General features: G+C 72.9%; 24 protein-coding genes. 18 read left to right on the top strand and 6 right to left on the bottom strand.

The features are described from left to right. Window positions 1-77 precede the first annotated feature (77 nt). The 10 genes from ACFZDI_RS33785 to ACFZDI_RS33740 all read left to right on the top strand — a co-directional run bounded on the left by ACFZDI_RS33785 (window position 78) and on the right by ACFZDI_RS33740 (window position 11,398). The gene (locus ACFZDI_RS33785; protein WP_234847122.1) at window positions 78-704 is read left to right on the top strand and encodes an NUDIX hydrolase; all 627 of its coding nucleotides are present in this window, start codon (window positions 78-80) and stop codon (window positions 702-704) included. Window positions 705-1,067: 363 nt separating this feature from the next. Continuing rightward, entirely contained in the window at window positions 1,068-3,107 is a 2,040-nt protein-coding gene (locus ACFZDI_RS33780) for a tetratricopeptide repeat protein (protein WP_391255916.1), read from the top strand. 137 nt (window positions 3,108-3,244) lie between these two features. Beyond that, a complete protein-coding gene (gene ald, locus ACFZDI_RS33775; protein WP_391255913.1) occupies window positions 3,245-4,369 on the top strand; it encodes an alanine dehydrogenase in 1,125 nt (374 codons plus the stop codon). A gap of 425 nt (window positions 4,370-4,794) precedes the next feature. Further along, window positions 4,795-5,922 carry a ParA family protein gene (locus tag ACFZDI_RS33770; protein ID WP_078625596.1) on the top strand — a complete coding sequence of 376 codons (1,128 nt, stop codon included), beginning with the start codon at window positions 4,795-4,797 and terminating at the stop codon, window positions 5,920-5,922. Next, a complete protein-coding gene (locus ACFZDI_RS33765; RefSeq protein WP_234847120.1) occupies window positions 5,907-6,491 on the top strand; it encodes a hypothetical protein in 585 nt (194 codons plus the stop codon). Before ACFZDI_RS33770 ends, ACFZDI_RS33765 begins: the two co-directional genes overlap by 16 nt. An 18-nt stretch (window positions 6,492-6,509) precedes the next feature. Continuing rightward, window positions 6,510-7,799 (top strand): segregation/condensation protein A, encoded by a 1,290-nt coding sequence (locus tag ACFZDI_RS33760; RefSeq protein WP_391255910.1) that lies wholly within the window; start codon window positions 6,510-6,512, stop codon window positions 7,797-7,799. Further along, window positions 7,796-8,482, top strand: a complete 687-nt coding sequence (gene scpB / locus ACFZDI_RS33755; protein ID WP_234847118.1) for an SMC-Scp complex subunit ScpB — start codon at window positions 7,796-7,798, stop codon at window positions 8,480-8,482. The genes ACFZDI_RS33760 and scpB overlap by 4 nt, the downstream gene beginning before the upstream one ends. Beyond that, window positions 8,482-9,600: a pseudouridine synthase gene (locus ACFZDI_RS33750; RefSeq protein ID WP_234847117.1), complete on the top strand. Its 1,119-nt coding sequence runs from the start codon at window positions 8,482-8,484 to the stop codon at window positions 9,598-9,600. Before scpB ends, ACFZDI_RS33750 begins: the two co-directional genes overlap by 1 nt. A gap of 53 nt (window positions 9,601-9,653) precedes the next feature. Further along, window positions 9,654-10,382, top strand: a complete 729-nt coding sequence (locus tag ACFZDI_RS33745; RefSeq protein ID WP_391255906.1) for an NUDIX domain-containing protein — start codon at window positions 9,654-9,656, stop codon at window positions 10,380-10,382. Next, window positions 10,379-11,398, top strand: a complete 1,020-nt coding sequence (locus ACFZDI_RS33740) for an ADP-ribosylglycohydrolase family protein (protein ID WP_391255904.1) — start codon at window positions 10,379-10,381, stop codon at window positions 11,396-11,398. Before ACFZDI_RS33745 ends, ACFZDI_RS33740 begins: the two co-directional genes overlap by 4 nt. A 24-nt stretch (window positions 11,399-11,422) precedes the next feature. Here ACFZDI_RS33740 and ACFZDI_RS33735 read toward each other — a convergent pair whose 3' ends face one another. Beyond that, a complete protein-coding gene (locus tag ACFZDI_RS33735; protein WP_234847114.1) occupies window positions 11,423-11,863 on the bottom strand; it encodes a Rieske (2Fe-2S) protein in 441 nt (146 codons plus the stop codon). A 177-nt stretch (window positions 11,864-12,040) separates the two neighbouring features. On the opposite strand from ACFZDI_RS33735, the gene aroH reads away from it, so the two are divergent. From aroH to der, 5 genes are all read left to right on the top strand, one after another. After that, a complete protein-coding gene (gene aroH / locus ACFZDI_RS33730; RefSeq protein ID WP_234847113.1) occupies window positions 12,041-12,403 on the top strand; it encodes a chorismate mutase in 363 nt (120 codons plus the stop codon). Further along, on the top strand, window positions 12,400-13,485 hold the full coding sequence (locus ACFZDI_RS33725; RefSeq protein ID WP_234847112.1) for a prephenate dehydrogenase: 1,086 nt from the start codon (window positions 12,400-12,402) through the stop codon (window positions 13,483-13,485). Before aroH ends, ACFZDI_RS33725 begins: the two co-directional genes overlap by 4 nt. Window positions 13,486-13,621: 136 nt before the next feature. Further along, window positions 13,622-14,284 carry a (d)CMP kinase gene (cmk, locus tag ACFZDI_RS33720; RefSeq protein WP_372486612.1) on the top strand — a complete coding sequence of 221 codons (663 nt, stop codon included), beginning with the start codon at window positions 13,622-13,624 and terminating at the stop codon, window positions 14,282-14,284. Next, a complete protein-coding gene (locus ACFZDI_RS33715; RefSeq protein ID WP_234847110.1) occupies window positions 14,281-14,928 on the top strand; it encodes a 1-acyl-sn-glycerol-3-phosphate acyltransferase in 648 nt (215 codons plus the stop codon). Before cmk ends, ACFZDI_RS33715 begins: the two co-directional genes overlap by 4 nt. Window positions 14,929-15,008: 80 nt before the next feature. Then, window positions 15,009-16,502, top strand: coding sequence for a ribosome biogenesis GTPase Der (der, locus tag ACFZDI_RS33710; protein ID WP_234847109.1), 1,494 nt, complete (start codon window positions 15,009-15,011; stop codon window positions 16,500-16,502). A gap of 61 nt (window positions 16,503-16,563) precedes the next feature. On the opposite strand, the gene ACFZDI_RS33705 is transcribed toward der, so the two are convergent. Together ACFZDI_RS33705 and ACFZDI_RS33700 are read right to left on the bottom strand one after the other, a co-directional pair. Beyond that, on the bottom strand, window positions 16,564-16,998 hold the full coding sequence (locus ACFZDI_RS33705; protein ID WP_234847108.1) for a hypothetical protein: 435 nt from the start codon (window positions 16,996-16,998) through the stop codon (window positions 16,564-16,566). Window positions 16,999-17,083: 85 nt separating this feature from the next. Then, window positions 17,084-17,866 carry a hypothetical protein gene (locus tag ACFZDI_RS33700; protein ID WP_391255897.1) on the bottom strand — a complete coding sequence of 261 codons (783 nt, stop codon included), beginning with the start codon at window positions 17,864-17,866 and terminating at the stop codon, window positions 17,084-17,086. 543 nt (window positions 17,867-18,409) lie between these two features. On the opposite strand from ACFZDI_RS33700, the gene ACFZDI_RS33695 reads away from it, so the two are divergent. Then, the gene (locus ACFZDI_RS33695; RefSeq protein WP_361117420.1) at window positions 18,410-19,063 is read left to right on the top strand and encodes a transglycosylase family protein; all 654 of its coding nucleotides are present in this window, start codon (window positions 18,410-18,412) and stop codon (window positions 19,061-19,063) included. Between the two features lie 72 nt (window positions 19,064-19,135). On the opposite strand, the gene ACFZDI_RS33690 is transcribed toward ACFZDI_RS33695, so the two are convergent. Genes ACFZDI_RS33690 through ACFZDI_RS33680 form a run of 3 tightly spaced genes read right to left on the bottom strand, consistent with a single transcriptional unit; the run spans window position 19,136 to window position 23,180 of the window. Continuing rightward, window positions 19,136-19,777: an ATP-binding cassette domain-containing protein gene (locus ACFZDI_RS33690; RefSeq protein ID WP_391255895.1), complete on the bottom strand. Its 642-nt coding sequence runs from the start codon at window positions 19,775-19,777 to the stop codon at window positions 19,136-19,138. Next, on the bottom strand, window positions 19,774-22,701 hold the full coding sequence (locus ACFZDI_RS33685) for an ATP-binding cassette domain-containing protein (protein WP_391255892.1): 2,928 nt from the start codon (window positions 22,699-22,701) through the stop codon (window positions 19,774-19,776). The genes ACFZDI_RS33690 and ACFZDI_RS33685 overlap by 4 nt, the downstream gene beginning before the upstream one ends. Then, window positions 22,701-23,180 (bottom strand): hypothetical protein, encoded by a 480-nt coding sequence (locus tag ACFZDI_RS33680; RefSeq protein ID WP_234847103.1) that lies wholly within the window; start codon window positions 23,178-23,180, stop codon window positions 22,701-22,703. The genes ACFZDI_RS33685 and ACFZDI_RS33680 overlap by 1 nt, the downstream gene beginning before the upstream one ends. A 145-nt stretch (window positions 23,181-23,325) precedes the next feature. Here ACFZDI_RS33680 and ACFZDI_RS33675 point away from each other — a divergent pair, with 145 nt between their 5' ends. Beyond that, window positions 23,326-23,889: a hypothetical protein gene (locus tag ACFZDI_RS33675; protein WP_234847102.1), complete on the top strand. Its 564-nt coding sequence runs from the start codon at window positions 23,326-23,328 to the stop codon at window positions 23,887-23,889. Beyond that, complete coding sequence (locus ACFZDI_RS33670) at window positions 23,864-25,153, top strand: ABC transporter substrate-binding protein (protein WP_391255887.1); 1,290 nt, start codon at window positions 23,864-23,866, stop codon at window positions 25,151-25,153. Before ACFZDI_RS33675 ends, ACFZDI_RS33670 begins: the two co-directional genes overlap by 26 nt. Window positions 25,154-25,158 lie beyond the last annotated feature (5 nt).

Genomic DNA, 25,158 nt, shown 5'->3' with positions numbered 1-25,158 from the left:
GGCCGGGGTGCATCCCTTCAAAGGGTGTGCACCCCGGTTTCGTTTCAGCAGGTCGCACGGCACGTGGAAGGACAGGCATGACGATCAAGGACATCCCGGAGGAGTGGGAGATCCGGGCGACGGAGACCCCCTTCACGGGCAACAAGACCTCCGTGCGCACCGACGAGGTGGTCATGCCCGACGGCACCGTGGTCGGCCGTGACTACCAGGTCCACCCCGGCTCCGTGGCCGTCCTCGCCCTCGACGAGTCCGACCGCGTGCTGGTGCTGCGCCAGTACCGCCATCCGGTGCGCCACAAGCTGTGGGAGATCCCGGCCGGGCTGCTCGACGTCCCCGGCGAGAATCCGCTGCACGCCGCGCAGCGGGAGCTGTACGAGGAGGCGCACGTCAAGGCCGAGGACTGGCGGGTGCTGACCGACGTCTACACCACGCCCGGTGGCTGCGACGAGGCCGTGCGGATCTTCCTCGCGCGGGACCTGTCCGAGGCCGAGGGCGAGCGCTTCGCGGTCGCCGAGGAAGAGGCCGACATGGAGCTCGACCGGGTGCCGGTCCAGGACCTCGTGCGGGGTGTGCTGGCCGGTGAGCTCCACAACAATTGCCTCGTCGTGGGCGTGCTGTCCCTGGTCGCCGCGCGCGACGGAGACGGTCTGGACGCGCTGCGTCCGGCTCAGGCGCCGTGGCCGGCGCGTCCGTTCGAGGCGTAGCGCTGCGCGGGTGCCGTGCCCTGGGGGTGCCGCGGAGGTCGTCGGTCGGGTGCGGCGCCGTCGTGGTTTGTCGCGCGGTTCCCCGCGCCCCCTTCGGGTGCGGCGCCGTCGTGGTTTGTTGCGCGGTTCCCCGCGCCCCTTTCACGTGCGGCGCCGTCGTGGTTTGTTGCGCAGTTCCCCGCGCCCCCTTTGGGGCGCGTCTCAGGGATGGGGTCCTACGATCTGTTGATCCGATCGGGGGATGCGTGCGTCGTGCCCGCCCCGTGCCACCCGGAACGTTGCAGAGCGTGAACTAGGCTCTGTGGCACGCCCGAGCCGGAGTCCCGGCGGGCTTGCGTGTGCGGTGGGACGGGAGTGTGGCCCGTGACGGATCAGGTCGTGGAGACAGGCGACGCGCGGTCGGCCGGGCGCGTCACCGGAGCGAGCGAGTTCCTGGGCCGCACAAGGGAGTTGAAGGAACTGCGCGCCGACATCGAGCGCGCCGGACTGGACACCCTGGCCGGCCGCAAGACGCCCCGCGCGCGCGTGCTGCTCATCGCCGGCCGACCCGGTTCGGGCCGCACCGCGCTCGCCGAGGAACTCGTCCGGCAGGTCGCGGACGGTTACCCCGACGGGGTGCTGCGCGCCGGTCTGACCGACCCCGACGGCACCCCCGTCCCCGTCGGACGCGCCGCCCGTGACCTCCTGGCCGCCCTGGACCGACAGGCACCGGCCGGGGCCTGCGAGGACGACCTCATCGACGCCCTGCGCAGCGCCCTGGCCGATCGCCGAGCCCTGCTCCTGCTGGACGACGCGGCCGACGCCGAGCAGGTCGACGCCCTGCTGCCGGACACCCCCGACTGCCTCGTCGTCGCCGTCTCCGAAGGCCCGCTGACCGGGATCTCCGACGTCCGCCCCTGCACCCTGGGCGGCCTGGACGCCAAGTCCGGGGTGGAGCTGCTGACCCGGCACACCGGCTCGGTCCGCATCACCGTCGACCCCCGGGCCGCCGAGGGCCTCGCCGAGGAGTGCCAAGGGCAGCCCGCCGCGCTGATGCTGGCGGGCGGCTGGCTCGCGGCACGCCCCAAGGCCGCCGTCTCCGACCTGGCCAAGCAGCTGCGCGCCGACGACAGCGAAGGCACCGCCCTGACCCGCGTCTTCCGGCTCGCCCACGCCGCCCTGCCCGCCAACGCCGCCAGGATGCTGCGCCTGCTCGCCCTCGCCCCGGCCGGCCTCGTCGACCCGCAGACCGCCTCCGCGCTGGCCGGCTGCTCGGTCGACAGCGCCCGCACCACCCTCGACGACTTCGTCGCCCTGGGCTTCCTGCACGCGGTGGACTCCCCGCTGCCGCAGTACGAGGTGCCCGGCTGCCTGCACCCGCAGCTGCGGATCCTCGCCGAGCACCACGAGCGCCCCGCCGATCTCCAGCTGGCCCGCGCCCGCATGCTGGAGCGCACCGTCCGGCTGCTCCAGGCCTGCCGGGCGATCACCGAGACCGACAGTGCGACGGCCCGCCAGAAGCTGCTCGACATGCCCCGTGCGCTGCGCTTCCCCACGCCGCGGGCCGCCGCCGACTGGCTGCACCTGACGCGGCCCGCGCTGCTGGCCTCGGCCCGGCTCGCGGTCGCCGACGGGGAGCTGGACACCCTGGCCCGGCGGCTGATGTCCCAGCTGGTCCGGGCGATGGCGGCGCACATCGGCACCAAGGCCGCCGCGCCCGACCTGTACGAGATCCACGGCATGGTCCTCGACGTCGCGGAGCGCCGCCACCTGCCCCGGGAGCGTGCCGCCGCCCTGCTCAACCTCGGCGACCTCGACGCCCGCACCGGCCGCACGGCCGACGCCCTGGCGCGCTACCGGGCCGCGCTGGACGCCGGACGTGAGGTGAACGACCCGTACGCGACCGGCCGCGCGATGGAATCCGTAGGCGGCGCGTATCTGGACCTGGACGACTTCGACCGGGCCGCCGACTGGTTCGGGCGCGCCCTGGTCGAGCGGCTCGCCCGGGGCGAGCGGGCCGAGGCCGCCCGGCTCTACGGGCGGATCGCCGCCGCCCACACCTTCGCGGGCCGCTACGGCGAGGCCCTGCGGAACTGGCGCGCGGCGATCGCCGGCCATCGCAAGAACGGCGACGTGGCCGCCCAGGCCCGGGCCCTGAGCGAGCTGGCGCGGGTCCAGGAGTACGCGGGCCGTCCCGAGGAGTCGCTGCGCACCTGCCGGGAGGCCGTGGAATGGGCGCGGCGCGCGGAGGACCCCCGGCTGCAGGCCGCCCTGCACCTGCGGGTCGCCGACACCCTCGAACACCTGGGGGATCCCGCGTCCGCCGGGTTGCACCGGGGCGCCGCCGAGCGGATTCTCGACGACTCAAACCTTCAAAATGACCCTGACGCCTGCGAAATCCGTACCGCATCAGCTGAAGATTGATGCAATGAAAGGCTAGACAGCGAGAACACCTTCATTAGACTGGCTCTGCCGCACGTTCTCCTGCGGTCTCTCCCGGTGTGCCCGTGCGTGCCCGGGTATGTCTAAGAAATACCCCCATACCCTCTGAGCCAAGGACCGTGATCGACGTGAAGGTCGGCATCCCCCGCGAGGTCAAGAACAACGAGTTCCGGGTGGCCATCACCCCCGCCGGAGTGCACGAGCTGGTGCGCCACGGCCACCAGGTCGTCATCGAGCGCGGCGCCGGCGTCGGCTCCTCGATCCCCGACACCGAGTACGTCGCCGCCGGTGCGCAGATCCTGGACACCGCCGACGAGGTGTGGGCCGCCGCCGACCTGCTGCTGAAGGTCAAGGAGCCCATCGCCGAGGAGTACCACCGCCTCCGCAAGGACCAGACGCTCTTCACCTACCTGCACCTGGCCGCCTCCAAGGAGTGCACGGACGCCCTGCTGGAGTCCGGCACCACGGCCATCGCCTACGAGACCGTCGAGCTGCCGAACCGCGCGCTGCCGCTGCTCGCCCCGATGTCCGAGGTCGCGGGCCGGCTGGCCCCGCAGGTCGGCGCCTACCACCTGATGCGCGCCAACGGCGGCCGCGGTGTCCTGCCCGGCGGCGTCCCCGGCGTGCTGGCCGGCCGCGCCGTCGTGATCGGCGGCGGCGTCTCCGGCTGGAACGCCGCGCAGATCGCCATCGGCATGGGCTTCCACGTGACCCTGCTCGACAAGGACATCAACAAGCTCCGCGAGGCCGACAAGATCTTCGGTACGAAGATCCAGACCGTCGTCTCCAACGCCTTCGAACTGGAGAAGGCCTGCCTGGAGGCCGACCTCGTCATCGGCGCGGTGCTGATCCCCGGCGCCAAGGCCCCCAAGCTGGTCACCAACGAGCTCGTCTCGCGGATGAAGCCCGGAAGTGTCCTTGTCGACATCGCGATCGACCAGGGCGGCTGCTTCGAGGACTCCCGTCCGACCACCCACGCCGAGCCGACCTTCCCGGTGCACAACTCGGTCTTCTACTGCGTCGCCAACATGCCCGGCGCGGTGCCCAACACCTCCACCTACGCGCTGACCAACGCCACGCTGCCCTACATCGTCGAGCTGGCCAACCACGGCTGGGCGGACGCGCTGCGCCGCGACCCGGCGCTGGCCAAGGGCCTCAACACGCATGACGGCAAGGTCGTTTACCGCGAGGTCGCCGAGGCGCACGGCGTGGAGCACGTGGAGCTGTCCTCGCTGCTCGGCTGAACCGCCCACCTGCCCTCGGTGGCCGGTAAGTCGGCCAAGTGACCAACCGGCAATAGCGATACGTCAACACGGGTCGTCAACGCCTCGCACCCGGCCGGACCTTGCCCGACAAGGTCCGGCCGGATGTGTGTATGGTCACTTCGCGATTCTCGAGCAACTCGCCTCGAACGTAACCCTTCAACCGATTCGCACACCGGTGAAACCTGCCGTGCGACGGCCGTACGCCCTTGACAGCGGGATGTTTCATTGCCGACACATCGGGCCGGGTCCGGCGGATTGTGTTGCTGCGGACGCCCGACACGCCATAGAGTCGCCAACCGTCGGCATGGTGCCACGCTGACCTGTCTAGAAGTTTCCTGGTCACCAAGGAGGTAAGACGACTTGTGAATGAGTCGACATTTACTCCCAGGGGTGGCCAACCAGGAATGCCTGCACGGGACCAGGAGCCCGCGGGGTTCGCGGCTGTCGGCTCCGTCGCTGTGCGCACCTTCGCAGCCCACCAGAGTCAGCAGGCGACTCACACAGCACACCAGAAGATGGATGGCCATCACGTGAACGCCATGGCCGGCGACGGAAGTGGCGCGCCCCACAACCACTTCGCCGACTACGACGAACTGCCCGAGGGGCACTTCTACGACCCCGACGCCGAGTACGAGCCCGACCCCGAGTACGCGGCCACTCTCGCGCCCGACGCTGCCAGACAGCGCCGCGAGCGCGTCGGTCCGACCGGGCGCCCGCTGCCGTACTTCCCGATCCCGGGCCCGCTGCCCGAGCACGGACCCGCGAAGATCATCGCGATGTGCAACCAGAAGGGCGGCGTCGGCAAGACCACGTCGACCATCAACCTGGGTGCCGCGCTCGCGGAGTACGGACGCCGTGTCCTGCTCGTGGACTTCGACCCGCAGGGCGCGCTGTCGGTCGGACTCGGCGTCAACCCGATGGAACTCGACCTCACCGTCTACAACCTGCTCATGGAGCGGGGGATGGCGGCCGACGAGGTGCTGCTGAAGACCGCGGTCCCCAACATGGACCTGCTGCCCAGCAACATCGACCTGTCGGCGGCCGAGGTCCAGCTCGTCTCCGAGGTCGCCCGCGAGTCGACGCTGCAGCGCGCCCTGAAGCCGCTGCTGCCCGACTACGACTTCATCGTCATCGACTGTCAGCCCTCGCTCGGCCTGCTCACGGTGAACGCCCTGACGGCCGCGCACAAGGTGATAGTGCCCCTGGAGTGCGAGTTCTTCGCGCTGCGTGGTGTGGCCCTGCTGACGGAGACCATCGAGAAGGTCCAGGAGCGGCTCAACCCGGAGCTGGAGCTCGACGGCATCCTCGCCACCATGTACGACTCGCGCACGGTGCACAGCCGTGAGGTGCTCGCGCGTGTGGTGGAGGCGTTCGACGACCACGTCTACCACACGGTCATCGGGCGCACGGTCCGCTTCCCGGAGACCACGGTCGCCGGTGAGCCGATCACCACGTACGCCTCCAACTCCGTCGGTGCCGCCGCCTATCGCCAGCTCGCCAGGGAGGTGCTCGCCCGGTGTCACGCCGAGTGAGTCTGCCGGGGGCCGACGAACTCTTCCGTACGACAGGGGGGATGGCGCTTCAGTCGTCCCAGCCCAGGCGTCAGGCCAACGGCGACGCCCGGGTGCCCGCTCCGGCGGGGGAGGGCGACGCGGCGGCCGCCGCGGAGGACGCGCCGCAGGCGGTGCCCGCCCAGGGCGGCGACGGCGAGGGCGCCGAGCACGTCGCGGCGGACGCGGAGCCGGCCGAGACCGGGGAGGCCCACAGCCGTTCCGCGACGGCCGAGCGCTCCGGTTCCGCCCGTCGGCAGGGGGCGCAGGAGGGTTCTGCCGCCGCTGCCGCAGGGGCAGCGCCCCGCAAGCGCGGACGCAATCCCTCGCGCCGGCCCAGCGGCCGTGAGCGCCACGACGAAAAGATCACCGTCTACGTGTCGGCCGAGGAACTCATGGACCTCGAACACGCCCGCCTGGTGCTCCGCGGCGAGCACGGTCTGGCCGTGGACCGCGGCCGCATCGTCCGTGAGGCGGTCGCGGTGGTCCTCGCCGACCTGGAGACCCGCGGGGACGCCAGCATCCTCGTACGACGACTGCGCGGGCGGTAGCGGTAGCCTGCGGGGGCCATGACCTCGAACGCTTCCCCACCTCCCGCCGGCGGCCCGGCCGGCCGCCGGCGTGCGCTGGGGAGGGGACCGGGGGCTCCGCGAACGGCTCCTCCGGCTGAAGGGCAGGAAGCCGGGCCGCGGGAGGCCGAGCGGCAGGAGGTCCAGCCGCAGGAGGTCCAGCCGTCCCCTTCGGTGGAGGAAGCCGGTCCCGCGGCTGCGTGGCCCGGGAACGAGGAGGCCGAGCCGCCCGGGCCTCCCGCCGCGCGTGACGGGACGGCTCAGCCGGTCCAGGAGCCGCCGGAGACGGTCGCGTACGGGGCATCGCCGGTGAGTGCGGCGGTCGCGTCCGCGCTGCCCGCAGGCCCGGTGGCCGAGCCGAGCCACCCGCCGCGGACGGCCGGGCCCGAGGCTTCGCCGGCCGACCCCATGAACGACCGGGCGGCCCCCGGGGCCGTCCCGGGCTCCCAGCCTCCGGCCGGCGACGTCGAGTCCGCCGACGACGGCGTCTTCAAGGTCCGGCTCGCCAATTTCGAAGGGCCCTTCGATCTGCTGTTGCAGTTGATCTCGCGGCACAAGCTGGACGTCACCGAGGTCGCGCTGTCGAAGGTGACCGACGAGTTCATGGCCCACATCAGGGCGATGGGGCCGGACTGGGACCTGGACGAGACGACCGAGTTCCTGGTCGTCGCCGCCACCCTGCTCGACCTGAAGGCCGCGCGGCTGCTGCCCGCCGCCGAGGTGGAGGACGAGGGCGACCTCGCGCTCCTCGAAGCGCGCGACCTGCTGTTCGCCAGGCTGTTGCAGTACCGCGCGTACAAGCAGATCGCCGACATCTTCAGCGGGCGGCTCGACGACGAGGCCCGGCGCTACCCCCGGACCGTCGGACTCGAGGCGCACCACGCCGAGCTGCTGCCCGACGTGGTCATCAGCATCGGCGCGGAGGGCTTCGCCAAGCTCGCCGTGAAGGCGATGCAGCCCAGGCCCAAGCCGCAGGTCTACGTCGACCACATCCACGCCCCCCTGGTCAGCGTGCAGGAGCAGGCGCAGATCGTCGTGGCCCGGCTCAGGGAGCTCGGCGAGGCCGGCTTCCGGGACCTCGTGGCGGACACCGACGACACCCTCACCATCGTCGCGAGGTTCCTCGCCCTGCTGGAGCTGTACCGCGAGAAGGCCGTCGCGCTAGAGCAGGAGAGGGCGCTCGGGGACCTGCTCGTGCGGTGGACCGGCGGCGACGGGGACGAGACACCGACCGTCACCGACGAGTTCGACCGGCCGCCCGAGCCGCCCAAGGAGGAGAAGAAGGCGTGAGCGAGTCAACGACCGACCTGCCGGCCGGGACGCCCACCGTCGCCGGCCTCGACCTCAAGCCCGCCCTGGAGGCCGTCCTCATGGTCGTGGACGAGCCCGCGACCGAGGAACACCTCGCGAAGATACTGGAACGGCCGAGGCGGCAGATCGCGGACGCCCTGCGCGAGCTGGCCGACGAGTACACCGTCCAGGGGCGCGGCTTCGAGTTGCGGTACGTCGCGAACGGCTGGCGCTTCTACACGCGCGCCGCCTTCGCCCCGGCCGTCGAGCGCTTCGTCCTGGACGGCCAGCAGGCCCGCCTCACGCAGGCCGCCCTGGAGACCCTGGCCGTCGTCGCCTACCGCCAGCCGGTCAGCCGTGGCCGGGTCTCGGCCGTGCGCGGAGTCAACTGCGACGGCGTGATGCGCACCCTCCTCCAGCGAGGACTGATAGAGGAGGCGGGCACGGAACCCGAAACAGGTGCGATCCTGTACAGGACGACGAACTACTTCCTGGAGCGGATGGGCCTGCGCGGTCTGGACGAGCTCCCGGAGCTCGCGCCCTTCCTCCCGGAGGCGGAGGCGATCGAGGCCGAGACCCAGGAGGGCGTACCGTCGTTCGACCCGGACGCGCCCGACGACGACGTGCCGGGCAGCCCGGGGAGCCCGGGGACCCACGACGAAGACGACCAGACGGAACTTTGATGCGAAGCAGCAGCGGCAGGAACAGCAGCGGAAACAACGGCGGGAGCCGTGGTGGCAACAGCGGCGGCCGCGGCGGGAGTGGTGGTGGTCGCGGCAACTTCCGCGGCGCCGGCAACAACCGCGACGACAAGCAGGGCAGCGGCCGTCCGAAGAAGCCGCGCCCGGAGGAGCGGCGCTACGACGTGGGCCCCGGGGCGACGAAGGACGGCCCCAAGGCCGGACGTGGCGGTGCCGCGCGCGGCGGCGCCAAGGGCGGCCCCAAGCAGCCCCAGAGGCAGGGACGTACGACCCCGGCCCGCCCGCGTGAGTACGAGGCGCAGGTCGAGGAGCGCAACCGCGACCGGTACGCCGGGAAGAAGGAGGTCAAGCTCCCGAAGACCTTCCCCGGCGCCGAGCAGGAGGGCGAGCGGCTGCAGAAGGTCCTCGCCCGCGCGGGCTTCGGTTCCCGGCGTGCCTGCGAGGAGCTGATCGAGGAGGCCCGGGTCGAGATCAACGGCGAGATCGTCCTGGAGCAGGGGCGGCGCGTCGACCCGGAGAAGGACGAGATCAAGGTCGACGGGCTGACCGTCGCCACCCAGCGCTTCCAGTTCTTCTCGCTGAACAAGCCCGCCGGTGTCGTGTCGACGATGGAGGACCCCGAGGGCCGGCAGTGCCTCGGTGACTACGTCACCAACCGCGAGACGCGGCTCTTCCACGTCGGCCGGCTCGACACCGAGACCGAGGGCGTCATCCTGCTCACCAACCACGGCGAGCTGGCCCACCGGCTGACGCACCCGAAGTACGGCGTGAAGAAGACCTACCTCGCGCACATCGTCGGACCCATCCCGCGCGACCTGGGCAAGCAGCTCAAGGACGGCATCCAGCTGGAGGACGGCTACGCGCGCGCGGACCACTTCCGGGTCGTCCAGCAGACCGGCAAGAACTACCTCGTCGAGGTCACCCTGCACGAGGGCCGCAAGCACATCGTGCGCCGGATGCTCGCGGAGGCCGGCTTCCCGGTCGACAAGCTGGTCCGGGTCGCCTTCGGGCCGATCACCCTGGGCGACCAGAAGTCGGGCTGGCTGCGGCGGCTGTCGAACACGGAGGTCGGGATGCTGATGGCGGAGGTCGACCTCTAGACCTTGTGAACGACCGGCACCCCCTTTTATAGTCGGGCTGACTATTAAAGGGGGTGTTCGTCGTGGACGGCTACGACAAGTACGCCCATGAGCCCTTCGCCGTGACCGTCGACCTCGCGGTGTTCACTATCCGGGAGGGCGCGCTGCACGTGCTGCTCGTCGAGCGCGGGCAGGAGCCGTATGCCGGGCGGTGGGCCCTGCCCGGCGGGTTCGTGCAGCCGGACGAGTCGGCGGAGACGGCCGCCCGGCGTGAACTCGCCGAGGAGACCGGCCTGTCCGACGTCTCCGGGCTGCATCTGGAGCAGCTGCGGACCTACAGCGAACCCGGCCGCGACCCCCGGATGCGGGTCGTGTCGGTCGCCTTCACCGCCCTGCTGCCCGACGCTCCCGAGGCGCACGGCGGCAGCGACGCGGCGCAGGCCCGCTGGGTGCCGTACGGCACGGCCGGGCCGCTCGCCTTCGACCACGACGGCATCCTGGCCGACGCCCACGAACGCGTCGGCGCCAAGTTCGAGTACACCTGCCTCGCCACCGCCTTCTGCCCGCCCGAGTTCACCCTCGGCGAGTTGCAGCAGGTCTACGAGATCGTGTGGGGGACCGCGCTGGACCGGCCCAACTTCCGGCGCAAGGTGCTCGCCACACCCGGCTTCGTCGAAGCCGTCCCGGGCGCCGCCCGGCTCACCGGCGGACGCGGCAAGCCCGCCGCGCTGTACCGCGCCGGAATCGCCACCGCCCTCCACCCGCCTCTCCTCCGGCCCGTCCGGGAAGGACGCCCCGCATGACCACACTCGTCCACAAGCAGGCCGCCACCGGAGCGCTCACGGGTCTCGCGCTCGGGGATGCGCTGGGCTTTCCGACCGAGTTCGACGACGTCCCCTCGATCCTCGCCGAGTGCGGGCCGTGGCGGCAGATGGAGCTGCCGAAGCGCGCCATCGTCTCCGACGACACCCAGATGACGCTGGCGCTGGGCCGCGCGGTGCGGACGGCCATGGACCGGGGAGTGCTCGCCCCGCAGCGGCTGGTGCGGCCCCTGCGCGAGGAGTTCGTGAACTGGTACCAGTCCCCGGAGAACAACCGGGCTCCGGGCCGCACCTGCATGAAGGCCTGCCACCTGCTGAAAGACGAGTCCCGCCCCTGGCAGGACGCCAGCCAGACCGAATCCAAGGGCTGCGGGGCCAACATGCGCGTAGCGCCACTCGGCCTGGTGTCCGGCCTGAGCGACGAACAGCGCGCGGGCGCCGCCCAGTTGCAGTCCGCCCTCACCCACGGGCACCCCACCGCGCTCGCCGCGTCCGACCTCACCGCACACGCCGTACGCCTGCTCGCCCAGGGCGCCGAGCCGACCGGGCTGATCGGCCTGCTGCGCTCCTACGCCCTGGAGAACCGCAGCCGCTACCACGAGCGCTGGCTCGGCGACCTGTGGCGGCGGGCCGGCGACCCGGGCCCCGGGCAGTTCATCGCGCGCGGCTGGGACGAGTGTCTGGAGGCACTGGAGCGGCTGCGGCACGCCGTGCGCACCGTCTCGCCCGAGACCGACCCCTGTCTGGCCACCGGCGAGGGCTGGATCGCCGAGGAGGCCCTGGCGACCGGGCTGCTGTGCTTTCTGCTTTTCGTCGACGAGCCGGTGACCGCCCTGCGCCGCGCCGCCTGCACCGCGGGCGACTCGGACTCGATCGCCTGTCTGACGGGCGCCTTCGCGGGAGCGCACCTGGGCGCGGAGGCCTGGCCCACCGAGTGGGCCGACCGGGTCGAGTACCGGGGCGACCTGCTCACCCTCGGGGCGCTGTGGGACGCGTGACGGCCCGGTGCCGGGCGCGGGACGTCAGGTCATGCGGATCGAGTTCCCCTCCACGGTGATCTGCTCGGCCGGCAAGGGCCGGGTCGCCGGGCCGTGGGTCACCGCACCGTCGGCGATCTTGAACTTGCTGCCGTGGCAGGGGCAGTTGATCGTGCCGTCGGAGACCGAGCCCACCAGGCAGTGCTGATGAGTGCAGATCGCCGAGAAGGCCTTGAACCGGCCCTGCTCCGGCTGAGTCACCACGACCTTCTCGTCCTTGAAGATCTTGCCGCCGCCGACCGGGATCTCGTCGATGTTGGCCAGGACCCCGCCGCCGGGGCCGCTCGTCGCGCCCTCGCCCGTGGGGGAGCTCGTCGACTCGGAGCCGCTGTCGTCGCCGCCCCCGCCGCAGGCTGCGACGAGCGCCGCCACGCTCGTCGCACCCGTCGCGAGGAGAACCGTGCGGCGCGTGGTCTCGTGGGTCATGTCGTCGCTCCGAAGATGCCGAAGGGGTAAATCGGAATGTGCGTCATCTTGGCACCGAACTTACCCAAAACCTGCGTTTCCGGCGTCTCGCCGGGCGGGCGCCGCGCACCCGCGCCGCGCGGGCTGACTAGGCTGGTCGGACGTAGAGCGACACGCACGTCAACAAGGAGCATCGCCGTGGCGGTACGAGCGGTCCGGGGCGCCGTCCAACTCGAACGGGACGAGGCCGGACACATGGACGAGCAGGTCGGAGCCCTGCTCACGGAGATCCTGGAGCGCAACGGTCTCGCCGCCGACGACCTGATCAGCATCTGGTTCACGGCCACGCCCGATCTGCACAGCGACTTCCCGGCCGCCGCCGCCCGCAAGCTGGGCATCGTCGACGTGCCGCTGATCTGCGCCCAGGAACTGGACATCGAGGGCGCCATGCCCCGGGTCGTCCGCGTCCTCGCGCACATCGAGTCCGACCGGCCCCGCGCCGACATCGCCCACGTCTACCTCGGCGCCGCCGCCGCCCTGCGCAAGGACATCGCCCAGTGAGGACCGCACTCGTCATCGGCACCGGCCTCATCGGCACGTCCGCCGCCCTGGCCCTGTCCCAGCGGGGTGTCACCGTGCACCTCGCCGACCCGGACCCCGAACAGGCCCGTACGGCGGCCGCGCTCGGCGCCGGCACGGACGAGGTGCCCGACGGGCCCGTCGACCTGGTGATCGTCGCCGCCCCGCCCGCGCACGTGGCCGACGTCCTCGCCGACGCCATGCGCCGCGGGGCGGGACGCGGCTACCTCGACGTCGCCAGCGTCAAGGGCGGGCCGCGCCGCGAGCTGGAGGCGCGCGGTCTCGACCTGTCCGCCTACATCGGCTCGCACCCCATGTCCGGCCGGGAGAAGTCCGGCCCGCTGGCCGCGACCGGCGATCTCTTCGAGGGCCGCCCCTGGGTGCTCACCCCGACCCGGGACACCGACACCGAGGTGCTGAACCTCGCCCTGGAGCTGGTCTCGCACTGCCGGGCCGTGCCGGTGGTCATGGACGCCGACGCCCACGACCGTGCCGTCGCCCTCGTCTCCCACATGCCCCACCTGGTCTCCAGCCTGGTCGCCGCGCGTCTGGAGCACGCGGAGGAGGCCGCCGTACGGCTGTGCGGGCAGGGCATCCGGGACGTGACGCGGATCGCCGCCTCCGACCCCCGGATGTGGATCGACATCCTCTCCGCGAACCCCGCGCCGGTCGCCGACCTGCTCACGGACGTCGCCGCGGACCTGGAGGAGACCGTGCGGGCCCTGCGCGCCCTGCAGTCCTCCGACGACCACAAGCGCCGAGAAGGCGCCGGCGGGATCGAGGACGTGCTGCGGCGCGGCAACGCCGGGCAGGTCCGCGTCCCCGGCAAGCACGGGTCCGCGCCCCGGGCCTACGAGGTCGTGGCCGTGCTCATCGACGACCAGCCGGGACAACTGGCCCGGATCTTCGCCGACGCAGGCCTGGCCGGCGTCAACATCGAGGACGTACGCATCGAGCACGCGACGGGACAGCAGGCCGGTCTGGTGCAGCTGATGGTGGAGCCGAAGGCGGCCCCGGTCCTGAGCGCCGCCCTGCGGGAACGGGGCTGGGCGCTCCGGCAGTAGAGCGGGCCGGAGGAGGCCGGCCGACGCGCGGCCGGACGAGTGACGCGCACCCAGTAACCTGGTGCGGGGCACTCGCGCCCTCACCCCCCGCAGAGCCCGGTTCAGGAAGGTCCCCACTGTGGAAAGCGCCACGCCAGTGATTGTCGCCATCGACGGCCCCGCCGGCACCGGCAAGTCGAGCACCTCGAAGGCCGTGGCGGCCCAGCTCGGGCTGAGCTACCTGGACACCGGCGCCCAGTACCGGGCGATCACCTGGTGGATGGTGAGCAACGGCATCGACATAGGCGACCCGTCCGCCATCGCCGCCGCCGCGGGCAAGCCCGAGATCGTCTCGGGCACCGACCCGCAGGGCCCGACCATCACGGTCGACGGCGTGGACGTGGCGGCCCCGATCCGCACCCAGGAGGTCTCCTCGAAGGTCAGCGCGGTCAGCGCGGTGCCCGAGGTGCGTGCCCGGATCACCGAGCTGCAGCGCTCGATCGCCGCCTCCGCGGAGCAGGGCATCGTCGTCGAGGGCCGCGACATCGGCACGACCGTGCTGCCCGACGCCGACCTCAAGATCTTCCTCACCGCCTCCCCGGAGGCGCGTGCCGCCCGCCGCAGCGGCGAGCTGAAGGGCTCCGACGTCCACTCCACCCGCGAGGCCCTGATCAAGCGGGACGCGGCCGACTCCAGCCGCAAGACCTCCCCGCTCGCCAAGGCGGACGACGCCGTCGAGGTGGACACCACCGAGCTCACGCTGGCCCAGGTCATCGAGTGCGTCGTCACCCTCGTCGAGGAGAAGCGGGCCGGGAAGTGACCGAGCTGCCTTCGGCCCGGGGCGCCGAGGTCGGGCGGCGCATCGGCGTCGGCCTGATGTACGGGCTGTGGAAGCCGCGCGTGCTCGGCGCCTGGCGGGTGCCCGCGAGCGGCCCGGTGATCCTCGCGGTCAACCACTCCCACAACATCGACGGCCCGATGGTCATGGGCGTGGCGCCCCGGCCGACGCACTTCCTGATCAAGAAGGAAGCCTTCGTCGGTCCGCTGGACCCCTTCCTGCTGGGCATCGGGCAGGTGAAGGTCGACCGCGACACCACCGACCGCTCCGCGATCACCCGGGCGCTCGGCGTCCTGGACGGCGGCGGCGTGCTCGGCATCTTCCCGGAGGGCACCCGGGGCGAGGGCGACTTCGCCTCGCTGCGCGCCGGCCTCTCCTACTTCGCGGTGCGCAGCGGTGCCCCGATCGTCCCGGTGGCCGTGCTGGGAAGTTCCGAGCGGCGGGGACGGTTGATAAAGGGGCTGCCTCCTTTGCGCTCCCGCGTCGACGTCGTCTTCGGGGAGCCCTTCGAGGCGGGCGACGGCAGCGGTCGCCGGACGCGCAAGGCGCTGGACGAGGCGACCGGGCGCATCCAGAAGCAGCTCGCGGCCCACCTGGAAAACGCCAGGCGTCTCACCGGGCGCTAGGCGACACTGAGTAGTGGATCAGCCCCGCACACGGCGGGCACTCCACCGACCACCACGATGAACGACGAGGTACGGACTTCATGAACGACCACATCCAGCCCGACGGCTCGGACGCCTCCGGGGGCGCCCACGAGCACGACCACGGGGCGCTCGGCGACGCCGAGTTCGCGGAGTTCATGGAGCTCGCCGCGGAGGAGGGCTTCGACCTCGAGGACGTCGAGGGCGCCATCGAGGAGGCGGGTCACGGCCCGCTCCCCGTGCTCGCCGTCGTCGGCCGCCCCAATGTCGGCAAGTCGACCCTGGTGAACCGCATCATCGGGCGCCGCGAGGCCGTCGTCGAGGACAAGCCCGGCGTCACCCGCGACCGGGTGACCTACGAGGCCGAGTGGGCGGGCCGCCGCTTCAAGGTCGTCGACACCGGTGGCTGGGAGCAGGACGTCCTCGGCATCGACGCCTCCGTGGCCGCCCAGGCCGAGTACGCGATCGAGGCCGCCGACGCGGTCGTCTTCGTCGTCGACGCCAAGGTCGGCGCCACCGACACCGACGAGGCCGTCGTCCGGCTGCTGCGCAAGGCCGGCAAGCCGGTCGTGCTGTGCGCCAACAAGGTGGACGGCCCCAGCGGCGAGGCCGACGCGGCGTACCTGTGGTCGCTGGGCCTGGGGGAGCCGCACCCGGTCTCCGCGCTGCACGGCCGGGGCACCGGCGACATGCTCGACCAGGTCCTGGAGGTGCTCCCCGACGCGCCGCGCCAGACCTTCGGCGGGGGCGGCATCGGCGGCCCGCGGCGCGTCGCCCTGATCGGCCGCCCGAACGTCGGCAAGTCCTCCCTGCTGAACAAGGTGGCGGGCGAGGAGCGCGTCGTCGTCAACGAACTGGCGGGCACCACCCGTGACCCGGTCGACGAGCTGATCGAACTCGGCGGTGTCACCTGGAAGTTCGTCGACACGGCCGGCATCCGCAAGCGCGTCCACCTCCAGCAGGGCGCCGACTACTACGCCTCGCTGCGCACGGCGGCCGCCGTCGAGAAGGCGGAGGTCGCGGTCATCCTGATCGACGGCTCCGAGTCCGTCTCGGTGCAGGACCAGCGGATCGTCACCATGGCCGTCGAGGCGGGCCGCGCGATCGTCATGGCGTACAACAAGTGGGACACCCTCGACGAGGAGCGCCGCTACTACCTGGAGCGGGAGATCGAGACCGAGCTCGGCCAGGTGGCCTGGGCGCCGCGGGTCAACGTCTCGGCGCGCACCGGCCGGCACATGGAGAAGCTGGTCCCGGCGATCGAGACCGCCCTGGCGGGCTGGGAGACCCGGGTCCCGACGGGCCGGCTGAACGCCTTCCTCGGTGAGCTCGTCGCCGCCCACCCGCACCCCGTCCGGGGCGGCAAGCAGCCGCGCATCCTGTTCGGCACGCAGGCGGGCACCAAGCCGCCGCGGTTCGTCCTGTTCGCCTCCGGCTTCATCGAGGCCGGCTACCGGCGCTTCATCGAGCGCCGCCTGCGCGAGGAGTTCGGCTTCGAAGGGACGCCGATCCACATCTCCGTGCGGGTGCGCGAGAAGCGCGGCAAGAAGAAGTAGCGCGAAGCACCGGAAAGGGCGGCCCCGATCGGAGCCGCCCTTTCCGGTGTCCGGTGTTCGCTCAGATGCCGCCCCGCCGTCCGGGTGGCAGCGCGGCCGGGACGTGGTGCATGCCCGTGCTGTGCATCCCCGTGTCGTGCCCGCTGGTGGTGTGCGAACCCGTGGTGGGCGAGCTGATGCTCCCGATGCGTTGCCACTGCGGCTGCTGCCCGGCGGCGTGGCGGGCGCTCTGGGCGCCCGCGCTGTAGGCACTGTACGAGCTGCCGTACGTCCCTCCGTAGGAGCCCGAGGCGTGCGGGGTGTTCCCGAAGGCGGTGAAGCCCAGCTTCTCCTCGCCGCTGCGGTCCCCGGGCAGTGCGCGGAAGGACTTGACGTACTCGGCGTAGAGCGCGTCGTAGATCGGCGTGGCCGATGGGCCGCCCTGGGAGTCCTGAGCCGACCGCGCGGACGGGATCGGCGAGAAGGACTGGCGGCGGGGAACGTCATATGCGTGCACGTATGTCCAAACGACCCCGCGGGTCAAGGGATGCGGCCCGGGTGCGGCTTTCGCAGGTGTACGGCGTGTACGGGTGACGCGCCGCTCAGGTGCCGGCCAGCGGCAGCGCCGAGGCGACCAGCTTTCCGTTCGCCGCCGCCTTGTCCAGCGCGTCCCGCAGCAGGTCCTCGCGCGGCTGGCGGCCGATGGAGCCGACCGGCGCGGCGAACATCAGCACCTGCCGGTGCTTGTTGGCGGCCGCGCGCCAGCCTTCGGTCACGTGCAGCGGCTGGTGCGCCTGCCACCAGGCCACCGGCTGGCCGCCGCCCGGCCCCGGCTGGAGCACCGCGTGCAGCTGGCCCACGGCGAGCAGCACCGACCAGCCGTGCAGCACCGGCGGTACGGCGGACAGCTCTGTCAGCGGCACGAAGCCCTGCTCGATGAGCAGCGGCAGGAAGTCGTCGCCGCCGCCGGTCGTGCCGGGCCGGGCGATGGGCCCGGTCGGCTCGACCACCAGGGCGGGGTGCAGTTCGCCGCCGATCAGGACGAGTCCGCTGGTCACGCCGAGCACCGCCTGCTCGGGCACCACCATGTCCGGCTCCAGGTCGACGGTGTCGCCGGTGATGGACTTCACGGCGCCCCGCAGCTGCTCCTCGGTGACCTGCACGACCTGTGAGGGCAGGCAGCCGGCGTGGGCGAAGGCGAGGACGGCGGTCTCGTCACCGATGAACAGGACGGTGCTGGTGCGCTCCTGCTCGGAGTCGCCCGGAGTGCGGCAGGACGTGCAGTCGTAACTGCCCGGGGCGGTCTCTCCAGCGAGCAGGCGGTCGGCTTCTTCGTCGCCGATCTCGGCGCGTACCTCGTCGCTGACGTCGAGCATGCGCGGCACGGGTGGCTCCCTCGGGGATGCGGTGGGGCAAAGCCGGGTGGGTCCCGGCCCGTGGTCCGGGTAGGTCCCGGCTCATGCAGAAGACAACGGGCGATCTGTGGCGGGAGTCACGCCCCAGGGCGAACGTAATCGAACCAACCTGCGCACAGGGTCACGCAGGGCGCGGAATCGCACACTCACCGTCAACTCACCGACATGGCAAGGGTGTTGATGGGGTGAGGTGGGTCACAGGTCATCGGGTCCGTTGGTCGAAAAATCCGGAAATCAACGAATGAAGTGGGTGTCTGGAAACTGCCGTTACCCGAGGTATCGGTGAACTGGCCTGCCCGAACGGGAGATTCCTTGATGCCGAGCCCTCGGCCTCCTTAGATTCCTCGGCCGTGTGCAACGAGCACCGCTCGGGTACGTCCACCGGCCGCCGGGTTCCCAGGAACCGGGCACAGCACCGCTCCGGTGGGCGGGGTGAGCGCGGCCCTCGCGTCCCATGGCGCGGGAGTGGCGTTCCGCCTTGGGGGATCCCCGGGTGTTTCGAGAGGGACCTACATGTCCGAATGTGCCGATACCACTCGCCCGAGCGCCCGTAAGCACCAGGTTCGTACGACGGCGGTCCTCGCCGGCGCGGCACTGCTCGCGCCCCTAGGACTGCTGGCCGCGACCGGAAACGCAGCGGCGGCCGACAGCGGAGTGTGGGACCGCATCGCCCAGTGCGAGAGCGGCGGCGACTGGCACATCAACACCGGCAACGGCTACTACGGCGGACTCCAGTTCGCCCCCTCCACCTGGAACGCCTACGGCGGCACGGCCTACGCGCCCACCGCCGACCGGGCGAGCAGGTCCCAGCAGATCGCCGTCGCCACCAAGGTCCAGCGCGCCCAGGGGTGGGGCGCCTGGCCCGTCTGTTCGGCACGCGCCGGAGCGAGCGGCGGCGCACCCGCGGCCGACCCGGCCACCTCCACCCGGCAGGCCCCGGCCAAGCCGTCCAAGGCCCCTGCGAAGCCGTCCAAGGCCCCGGCGCGGGCCACGGAGCACGCGGACCGCGGCTCCTCCCGCGGCGACTACACGGTCCGCCGGGGCGACACCCTCAGCGGCGTCGCCGCCCGGCACGGGACCACCTGGCAGCACCTCTACGCCACCAACAAGGCCGCCATCGGGGCCGACCCCGATGTGATCGTGCCCGGCCTGCGCCTCGAGTTCTGAGCCGCTGCTCCCCCTCGCCGGGACACGGGCCCCGTCCGGTCGGCCGACCGGACGGGGCCTCGGCGCGCCCGGTCAGCCCCTCAGCTCACCCGCCTCCCCGGCGAACACGACGGCCCCGCGGCGCAGTTCGTAGACGAGCGCGGGCCGCCCCCGCAGGGCGGGCGGCAGCCGCTGCTCGGCGAGCACCACGCACGCGTCGAGCGCGGCGAGCAGCTCGTACGTGCGGGCCGCCACCGGGGGCGACATGCCCTGGGCGGGCTCGTCGACGAGGACCACGCGCGCGCGTGCGAGCAACGCCCGGGACAGGGCGAGCATGCGCTGCTCCCCGCCGGAGAGGGTGCCGGCGCGCCGCTCCAGCAGAGGCCGCAGCTGTGGGTAGGCGTCCAGGGCCGCGGTGGGGTCCCGCGCGGCGAGCCGCAGGTTCTCGCGCACGGTGAGCGAGGCGAACACGGCCTGACGTTCCGGCACCAGGCACATCCCGCGCCGGGCCCGTTCGTACGCCGGGACACGGGTCACGTCCCGGCCGTCCCACACCACCGCGCCGCCCGCCAGGGGGACCGTGCCGGCCAGGGCGCGCAGGGCGGTGGTACGGCCGGAGCCGTTGCGGCCCAGCAGCACGGTGAGGCCCGGGCCGGGGGCGGCGAGGGTGATGCCGTGCAGGGCCTCCACGGGGCCGTAGCGCACGCGCGCGTGGCGCAGGGACAGCGTCGTCATCGGCCGGTCTCCCGTTCCAGGGCTTCCAGGACGTGCCCGGGAGGACCGGTGGCGACGATCCGGCCCGCGGCCATCACCTGCACGACGTCGGCGAGGCCGGCGACCAGGTCCAGGTCGTGCTCGACGACGAGGAGCGCCGTGCCGTCGGCGGCCAGGGCCTTCAGGACCCGGGCCAGGGCCGTCACTTCGGCGGTGTCGAGCCCGGCGGCCGGCTCGTCCAGGAGGAGGACACGGGGGCCGCCCGCGAGGACCCGGGCCAGTTCGACGCGGCGCAGCGTCCCGGTGGGCAGTCCGGCGGCGGGCCGGGCACGCACGGGCCCGTCGAGCCCGAGCAGCCTGAGCGTGCGCTCCACGGCGCCCGGGTCGGCCACCCGGCCCTGCTCGGCGCCCACCCGGATGTTCTCGGCGACGGTCAGCGTGGGGAAGACGGCCAGTTCCTGGAAGGTCCGCGCCACGCCGAGCCGGGTGCGGGTGTGGGCGGGCAGCGCGGTGATGTCCCGCCCGCCGAGCCGTACGGTCCCGCCCGCGGGCCGCAGTGTCCCGGCCAGACAGTGGAACAAGGTGCTCTTCCCGGCCCCGTTGGGCCCCACGACGGCGGTGATCCGGCCGGCGGAGAGCTCCAGATCCACTCCGTCGAGAGCGGTGAAGCCGCCGTAGCGGACGTGGAGGTGACGGGCGGTGAGGAGGGGGCGAGCGGCGGAGGGGGCGGGTGCGGCGGCGGCCCGGCCCGCGGGTGGCGGAGCCACCCCGCCGGGTGTCGCCCTGCTCGGTCGGCGGCCCGGGGAGGGCCCGGTGGGCATCTCGGATCCGGTGCTGGGCGGGCGGCTGCCCCCGCCCGGCAGGCCGGGGACGGCCCGGCCCGCCGGGCCGTGTTCCGTGCGCCCACGCCGCTCGCCCGCTCCCGGCCCGCCGACCGTGCCGGGGGCAGCCCGGCCCGCCGGGTGGTGTTCCGGGCGACTCCCGCCGTCCTCGCGCCGCTCGCCCGCTCCCGGCGTTCGCGGTCCCTCCGCCCCGTGCGACACCCGCGTCGCCCCGGTCGGTACCGGTGCTCTTCTCGCCCCTTGCGGCCGTGCCGGGTGCAGCCGGTCGCGGGACCGTGCGCCGGTCTGCGTCAGCGCCGGGGTGCCGCGAGGCCGCAGACGTCGCGCCGTCGTGCGCAGCGCCTCGTACGGGCCGCCCGGGAAGCGGCCCACCAGGATCGCCAGGACGCCGATGAGGGCCGCCGCGACACCGCCGCGGGTGCCCGCGTCCAGCCCGACCAGGAGGGCCGCGGCCGCGAGGGCCCCGAGCGTGCTGTCGGCGCCCAGCACCACCACGGCCGCGAACCACAACAGGCCCCGCACGGGGTCGTAGGCCGCGGCGTCGAAGGCACGCAGGCCCATGCCGAGCATGCCGCCGCCCAGCGCGGCCAGCGCGGCGCCCGCGACGAAGGCCAGCAGCTTGAGGGAGGGCACGCCGATGCCCGCCGCCTGCGCGCCCCGTTCGTGATCCCGCATGGCGGCGAGGGCCCGGCCCGTCCGCCCCCGGCGCAGCGCGTGGGCCGCCAGCAGCGCGGCCGCCAGCAGGAGCAGCTCCAGGACGTAGTACGCCCGGTCCCCGTCGAAGCCCGCGGGGCGCCCCAGTGACAGACCCGAGGTGGCGTACGGCTGAGTGAAGACGAAGCGGCTCACCCCCACGCCGACCGCGAACGTCGCCAGCGCCAGGGCCAGACCCCGGCGGCCGATCGCGGGCCAGCCCGTCAGCAGACCGAGCGGTGCCACCAGGACCACCGACACCGCGAGGGCCGCCAGCTCCGGCAGCGCGGGCAGCCCCGGGAGACGGCCCGCCGCCAGCAGGGCCGTGAACAGGGCACCGAGACCCGCGTACGCCGCCTGCCCCAGCGAGATCTGGCCGCCGCGGCCGGTGACCACCACCAGGGACAGCAGGATCACGGCCAGCGCCGGGACCTGGACCGAGGTGTGCAGGTCCCGGCCCGCGAGCCCCAGCGGCAGCAGGAACAGCACGAGCACCACGATCCAGACGCCCGGCGGGGTCGGCACGCGCGCCGTGGCCGTGCGGGGCAGCGCGTCCCGCTCCCCGACGCCCGGCAGCACCAGGGCCGCGACCAGCAGCGCGACGACGAACAGGTTCGTGGCGGCCGCCTGGAGCAGCGGTTCGGCCCAGCCCGAGGGGTGCAGCCGCGTCAGCTGGCTCTGCGCCACCCCGATGCCCAGCGCCACCACCACCGCGACGGCCAGGCTCCGCATCCGCGCCGCCACCGCGACCGCCACGACCTCCATCACGAGCAGCGGGAGACCGTACGGGTCGAGCCGCACGTACGGCGCCAGCAGCACCCCCGTCAGCCCGGCCGTGAACGCACCGAACGCCCAGCCGGTGGCCGCGACCCGGTCCGCGTCGATACCGCCCAGCACGGCGAGCCGCCGGTCGTCGACCACGGCCCGCAGTTCCCGGCCGAAGCGCGTCCAGCGGATCACCGCCGTGACCCCGGCGGCCAGCACCAGCACCACCGCCAGCTGACCCCACGGTTCATCGGGCACCAGCACCGGCGCGTCGTCCCGCGCCCCCTGCCCCCACAGCAGTGCCGCCCCGCCCACCAGCAGCACGAACGCTCCGATGGACGCCACCAGCGTCTGCGCCGGATCGCCGCCGAGGACCGCCAGCGGCCGGAAGACGAACCGCTCCAGCACCGCCCCCAGTCCCGGGGCCAGCACCAGCAGCGTCACCGCCGCCCCGAGCCACAGCGGCCAACCCCACTCGACCACGCACTGCCGCAGCACATACGCGCACACCATCGCGATCGCGCCGTGCGCGAAGTTCAGCACCCCCGTCGCGCGGTACGTGACGATCAGGCCGATCCCGGTCAGCGCCGCCGCGCTGCCGACCGAGAGGCCGGCGAGAGTGAGGTCGTACGTCAGCGACGACATCAGTCGGTTTCTCGGGCCGGCTCGCAGATCGGGCAGGGGTCCAGTTCGCCGCCCGCCACCAGCTTGGAGTCCACCGGAACCGCCTCCGCCTTGCCCGCGACCAGCGGGCAGTCCGCGCGGTGCCACAGCGTGCCGCCCGGCACCATCAGCAGGTCGCCGCTGACCGCGAGCGGCGCGAGCGCGGCCCGGCCGGTCGTCGCCTCCGGCTCGGCCGGCCCGTCCTCCACCAGCAATCCGTACAGCTCCTCCACGCGCGCGGCGGCGACCGAGTCCCGGCCGCGGGCCAGCAGCACCGCCCCGGCGATGATCAGGGCGGCCCCGGGGACCGTGCACGAGGCGAGGTAGGGCAGCTGCCGTTCGGCGTAACGCTCGCCGGAGATCCCGTACCAGCCCACGACGCACAGCACCGCGCCGGCGGCCAGGGCGGCCCAACCCGCCCACAGGACGGGATGCACGGTCCGCAGTCGGCTGGTCCGCATCGCTGGCTCCCACACGTCGGATTCGGCTGTGCGTGCGTCGGGCTGCCTGTTCAAGTCCGCCGATCGCTTGCACTATGCCCTGTGGAAGCTGACCCTGAAAGCACCGGGCGCTCATGGCCCGGACCGACACCCGGTGGTGAGCCAGATGGTTCTCGGCAGCGACCTCAGGCGGGGGAACACGACGGGGGGTCCACGCACCGCGGGACGGGGCACGGCGATCGCGGCCGCCCTGGTCCTGGCCCTCGCCCCGGCCCTCGCGGCGTGCAGTGACGACAACGGCGGCGGCAGCGCGAGCACGCCCCCCACACCGACCGCGGAGCAGACCACGAGTGCGCCGGCCAGCGCACCGGCGGACCGGGCCGCGGCGGAGACGGAGATCAAGCAGAACTGGGAGAAGTTCTTCGACCCGCAGACCTCGACCGAGGAGAAGCAGGCCGTCCTGCAGAACGGCGACCGTATGGGGCCGGTCCTTCAGGCCTTCAGCGGTGACGAGCGCGGCGGTCAGGTCCAGGCGAAGGTCACCAAGGTCGAGTTCACCTCGGCGACCGAGGCGGACGTGACGTACACGCTCACCCTGAAGGGCGCCACCGTTCTGCCGAACGCCTCCGGGACAGCCGTCGAGGAGGAGGGCACCTGGAAGGTGTCCGTCAAGGCGCTGTGCTCGCTGGTGCAGATGAGCGGCAATGGGTCGCCGGTCCCTGGTTGCTGAGATCCTCGCCGCGGTGCTGTTGCTCTCCCTGAGCGCGGCCTGCGGAAGCCGGCTCCCGGAGAGCGACTTCCGGCACGACGACCGCGGCACCCCGCCGCCCCGCGACTCCGCACCCCTGCGGGTCGGCATCATCACCAGCGCCACCAGCCCCGTCGGCGGCAGCGCCTTCACCGGCCCGCGCGACGGCGCCGTGGCCTTCTTCGAACGGCTCAACGCGCACGGCGGCATCGACGGGCGCCGGGTGGAGGTACGCCGCTGCGACGACGGCGGCAGCGGCGTCGGCAACAACGAGTGCGTGCACAAGCTCGTCGAGGAGGACGAGGTCGTCGCCCTGGTCGCCACCACCGCCCTGGACTACGCGGGCGCGCCCCGTGTCGCACGCGCGCACGTGCCCGACATCGGCGGCCAGCCCATCGGCGCCGCCTACGACACCTACCCGCACCTCTACGGCATCTACGGCAGCCTCGCACCCCGCCACGGCACCCCCGGCTGGGACGGCAGGCTGTACGGCGGCACCGAGGTCTACCGCTACTTCAAACGCGAGCACGGCGCCCGCACCGCCGCCGTCGTCTCCTACAACCAGTCCGCCTCGGCCGCCTACGCCCGGCTCGTCGAACGCGGCCTGCGCGCCGAGGGCTACAAGGTCGTCACCGAGCAGGTCGACTTCGCCCTGCCCAACTTCCGCGCCGTCGCCGCCGACCTCAAGGAGCAGGGCGCCGACCTGGTCTTCGACGCCATCGACGCGCACGGCAACGCCCAGCTGTGCCGGGCGATGGACGAGGCCGGCGCCGACGTCACCGCCAAGGTGACCAACGTGCAGAACTGGACGTCCACCGTCACCGACGACTACAAGGACGCCCCGCGCTGCCGCAACGCCCTCTGGGCGACCGGCGCCAGCCGCAACTTCGAGGACACCGGCGACGCGGCCGTACGGGAGTTCCGCGAGGCGACGAAAGGGCTGAAGACGCACTCCCAGTGGCAGCTCGAAGGGTGGGCGGCCGCGCGGTGGTTCACGGACGCGGCGGCATCCTGCGCGGCGACCGGCATCACGCGCGCGTGCGTCGACTCGTACATGAATCGCAGCCGGGGCTACACCGCCCGGGGACTGCTGCTCCCCGTCCGGTTCGAGCGCCTGCCCGAGCCGCCCAGGACGAACCGGACCTGCCTGTCGGTGGCCCGCTGGCAGGACGACAAGGGCTGGGTGAGCCAGGGCGACATGAACCGCACCTGCTTCACCGTCCCCCAACTGGCCTACACGCCTTGAGGACA

Origin of the sequence: Streptomyces sp. NPDC007907 (assembly GCF_042959365.1) — a bacterium.
Taxonomy (GTDB): domain Bacteria; phylum Actinomycetota; class Actinomycetes; order Streptomycetales; family Streptomycetaceae; genus Streptomyces; species Streptomyces indiaensis.
This window is presented reverse-complemented; position numbering and strand designations above follow the sequence as displayed.

Bases quoted from the DNA above. Each gene is read 5' to 3' on its own strand.
- ACFZDI_RS33760 (WP_391255910.1), top strand. From the start codon at position 6,510: ATGACCTCGAACGCTTCCCCACCTCCCGCCGGCGGCCCGGCCGGCCGC.
- ACFZDI_RS33740 (WP_391255904.1), top strand. From the start codon at position 10,379: ATGACCACACTCGTCCACAAGCAGGCCGCCACCGGAGCGCTCACGGGT.
- ACFZDI_RS33670 (WP_391255887.1), top strand. From the start codon at position 23,864: ATGGGTCGCCGGTCCCTGGTTGCTGAGATCCTCGCCGCGGTGCTGTTG.
- ACFZDI_RS33675 (WP_234847102.1), top strand. From the start codon at position 23,326: ATGGTTCTCGGCAGCGACCTCAGGCGGGGGAACACGACGGGGGGTCCA.
- ACFZDI_RS33690 (WP_391255895.1), bottom strand. From the start codon at position 19,777: ATGACGACGCTGTCCCTGCGCCACGCGCGCGTGCGCTACGGCCCCGTG.
- der (WP_234847109.1), top strand. From the start codon at position 15,009: ATGAACGACCACATCCAGCCCGACGGCTCGGACGCCTCCGGGGGCGCC.
- ACFZDI_RS33695 (WP_361117420.1), top strand. From the start codon at position 18,410: ATGTCCGAATGTGCCGATACCACTCGCCCGAGCGCCCGTAAGCACCAG.
- ACFZDI_RS33680 (WP_234847103.1), bottom strand. From the start codon at position 23,180: ATGCGGACCAGCCGACTGCGGACCGTGCATCCCGTCCTGTGGGCGGGT.
- ACFZDI_RS33735 (WP_234847114.1), bottom strand. From the start codon at position 11,863: ATGACCCACGAGACCACGCGCCGCACGGTTCTCCTCGCGACGGGTGCG.
- ACFZDI_RS33685 (WP_391255892.1), bottom strand. From the start codon at position 22,701: ATGTCGTCGCTGACGTACGACCTCACTCTCGCCGGCCTCTCGGTCGGC.
- ACFZDI_RS33785 (WP_234847122.1), top strand. From the start codon at position 78: ATGACGATCAAGGACATCCCGGAGGAGTGGGAGATCCGGGCGACGGAG.
- ACFZDI_RS33770 (WP_078625596.1), top strand. From the start codon at position 4,795: ATGCCTGCACGGGACCAGGAGCCCGCGGGGTTCGCGGCTGTCGGCTCC.
- ACFZDI_RS33750 (WP_234847117.1), top strand. From the start codon at position 8,482: ATGCGAAGCAGCAGCGGCAGGAACAGCAGCGGAAACAACGGCGGGAGC.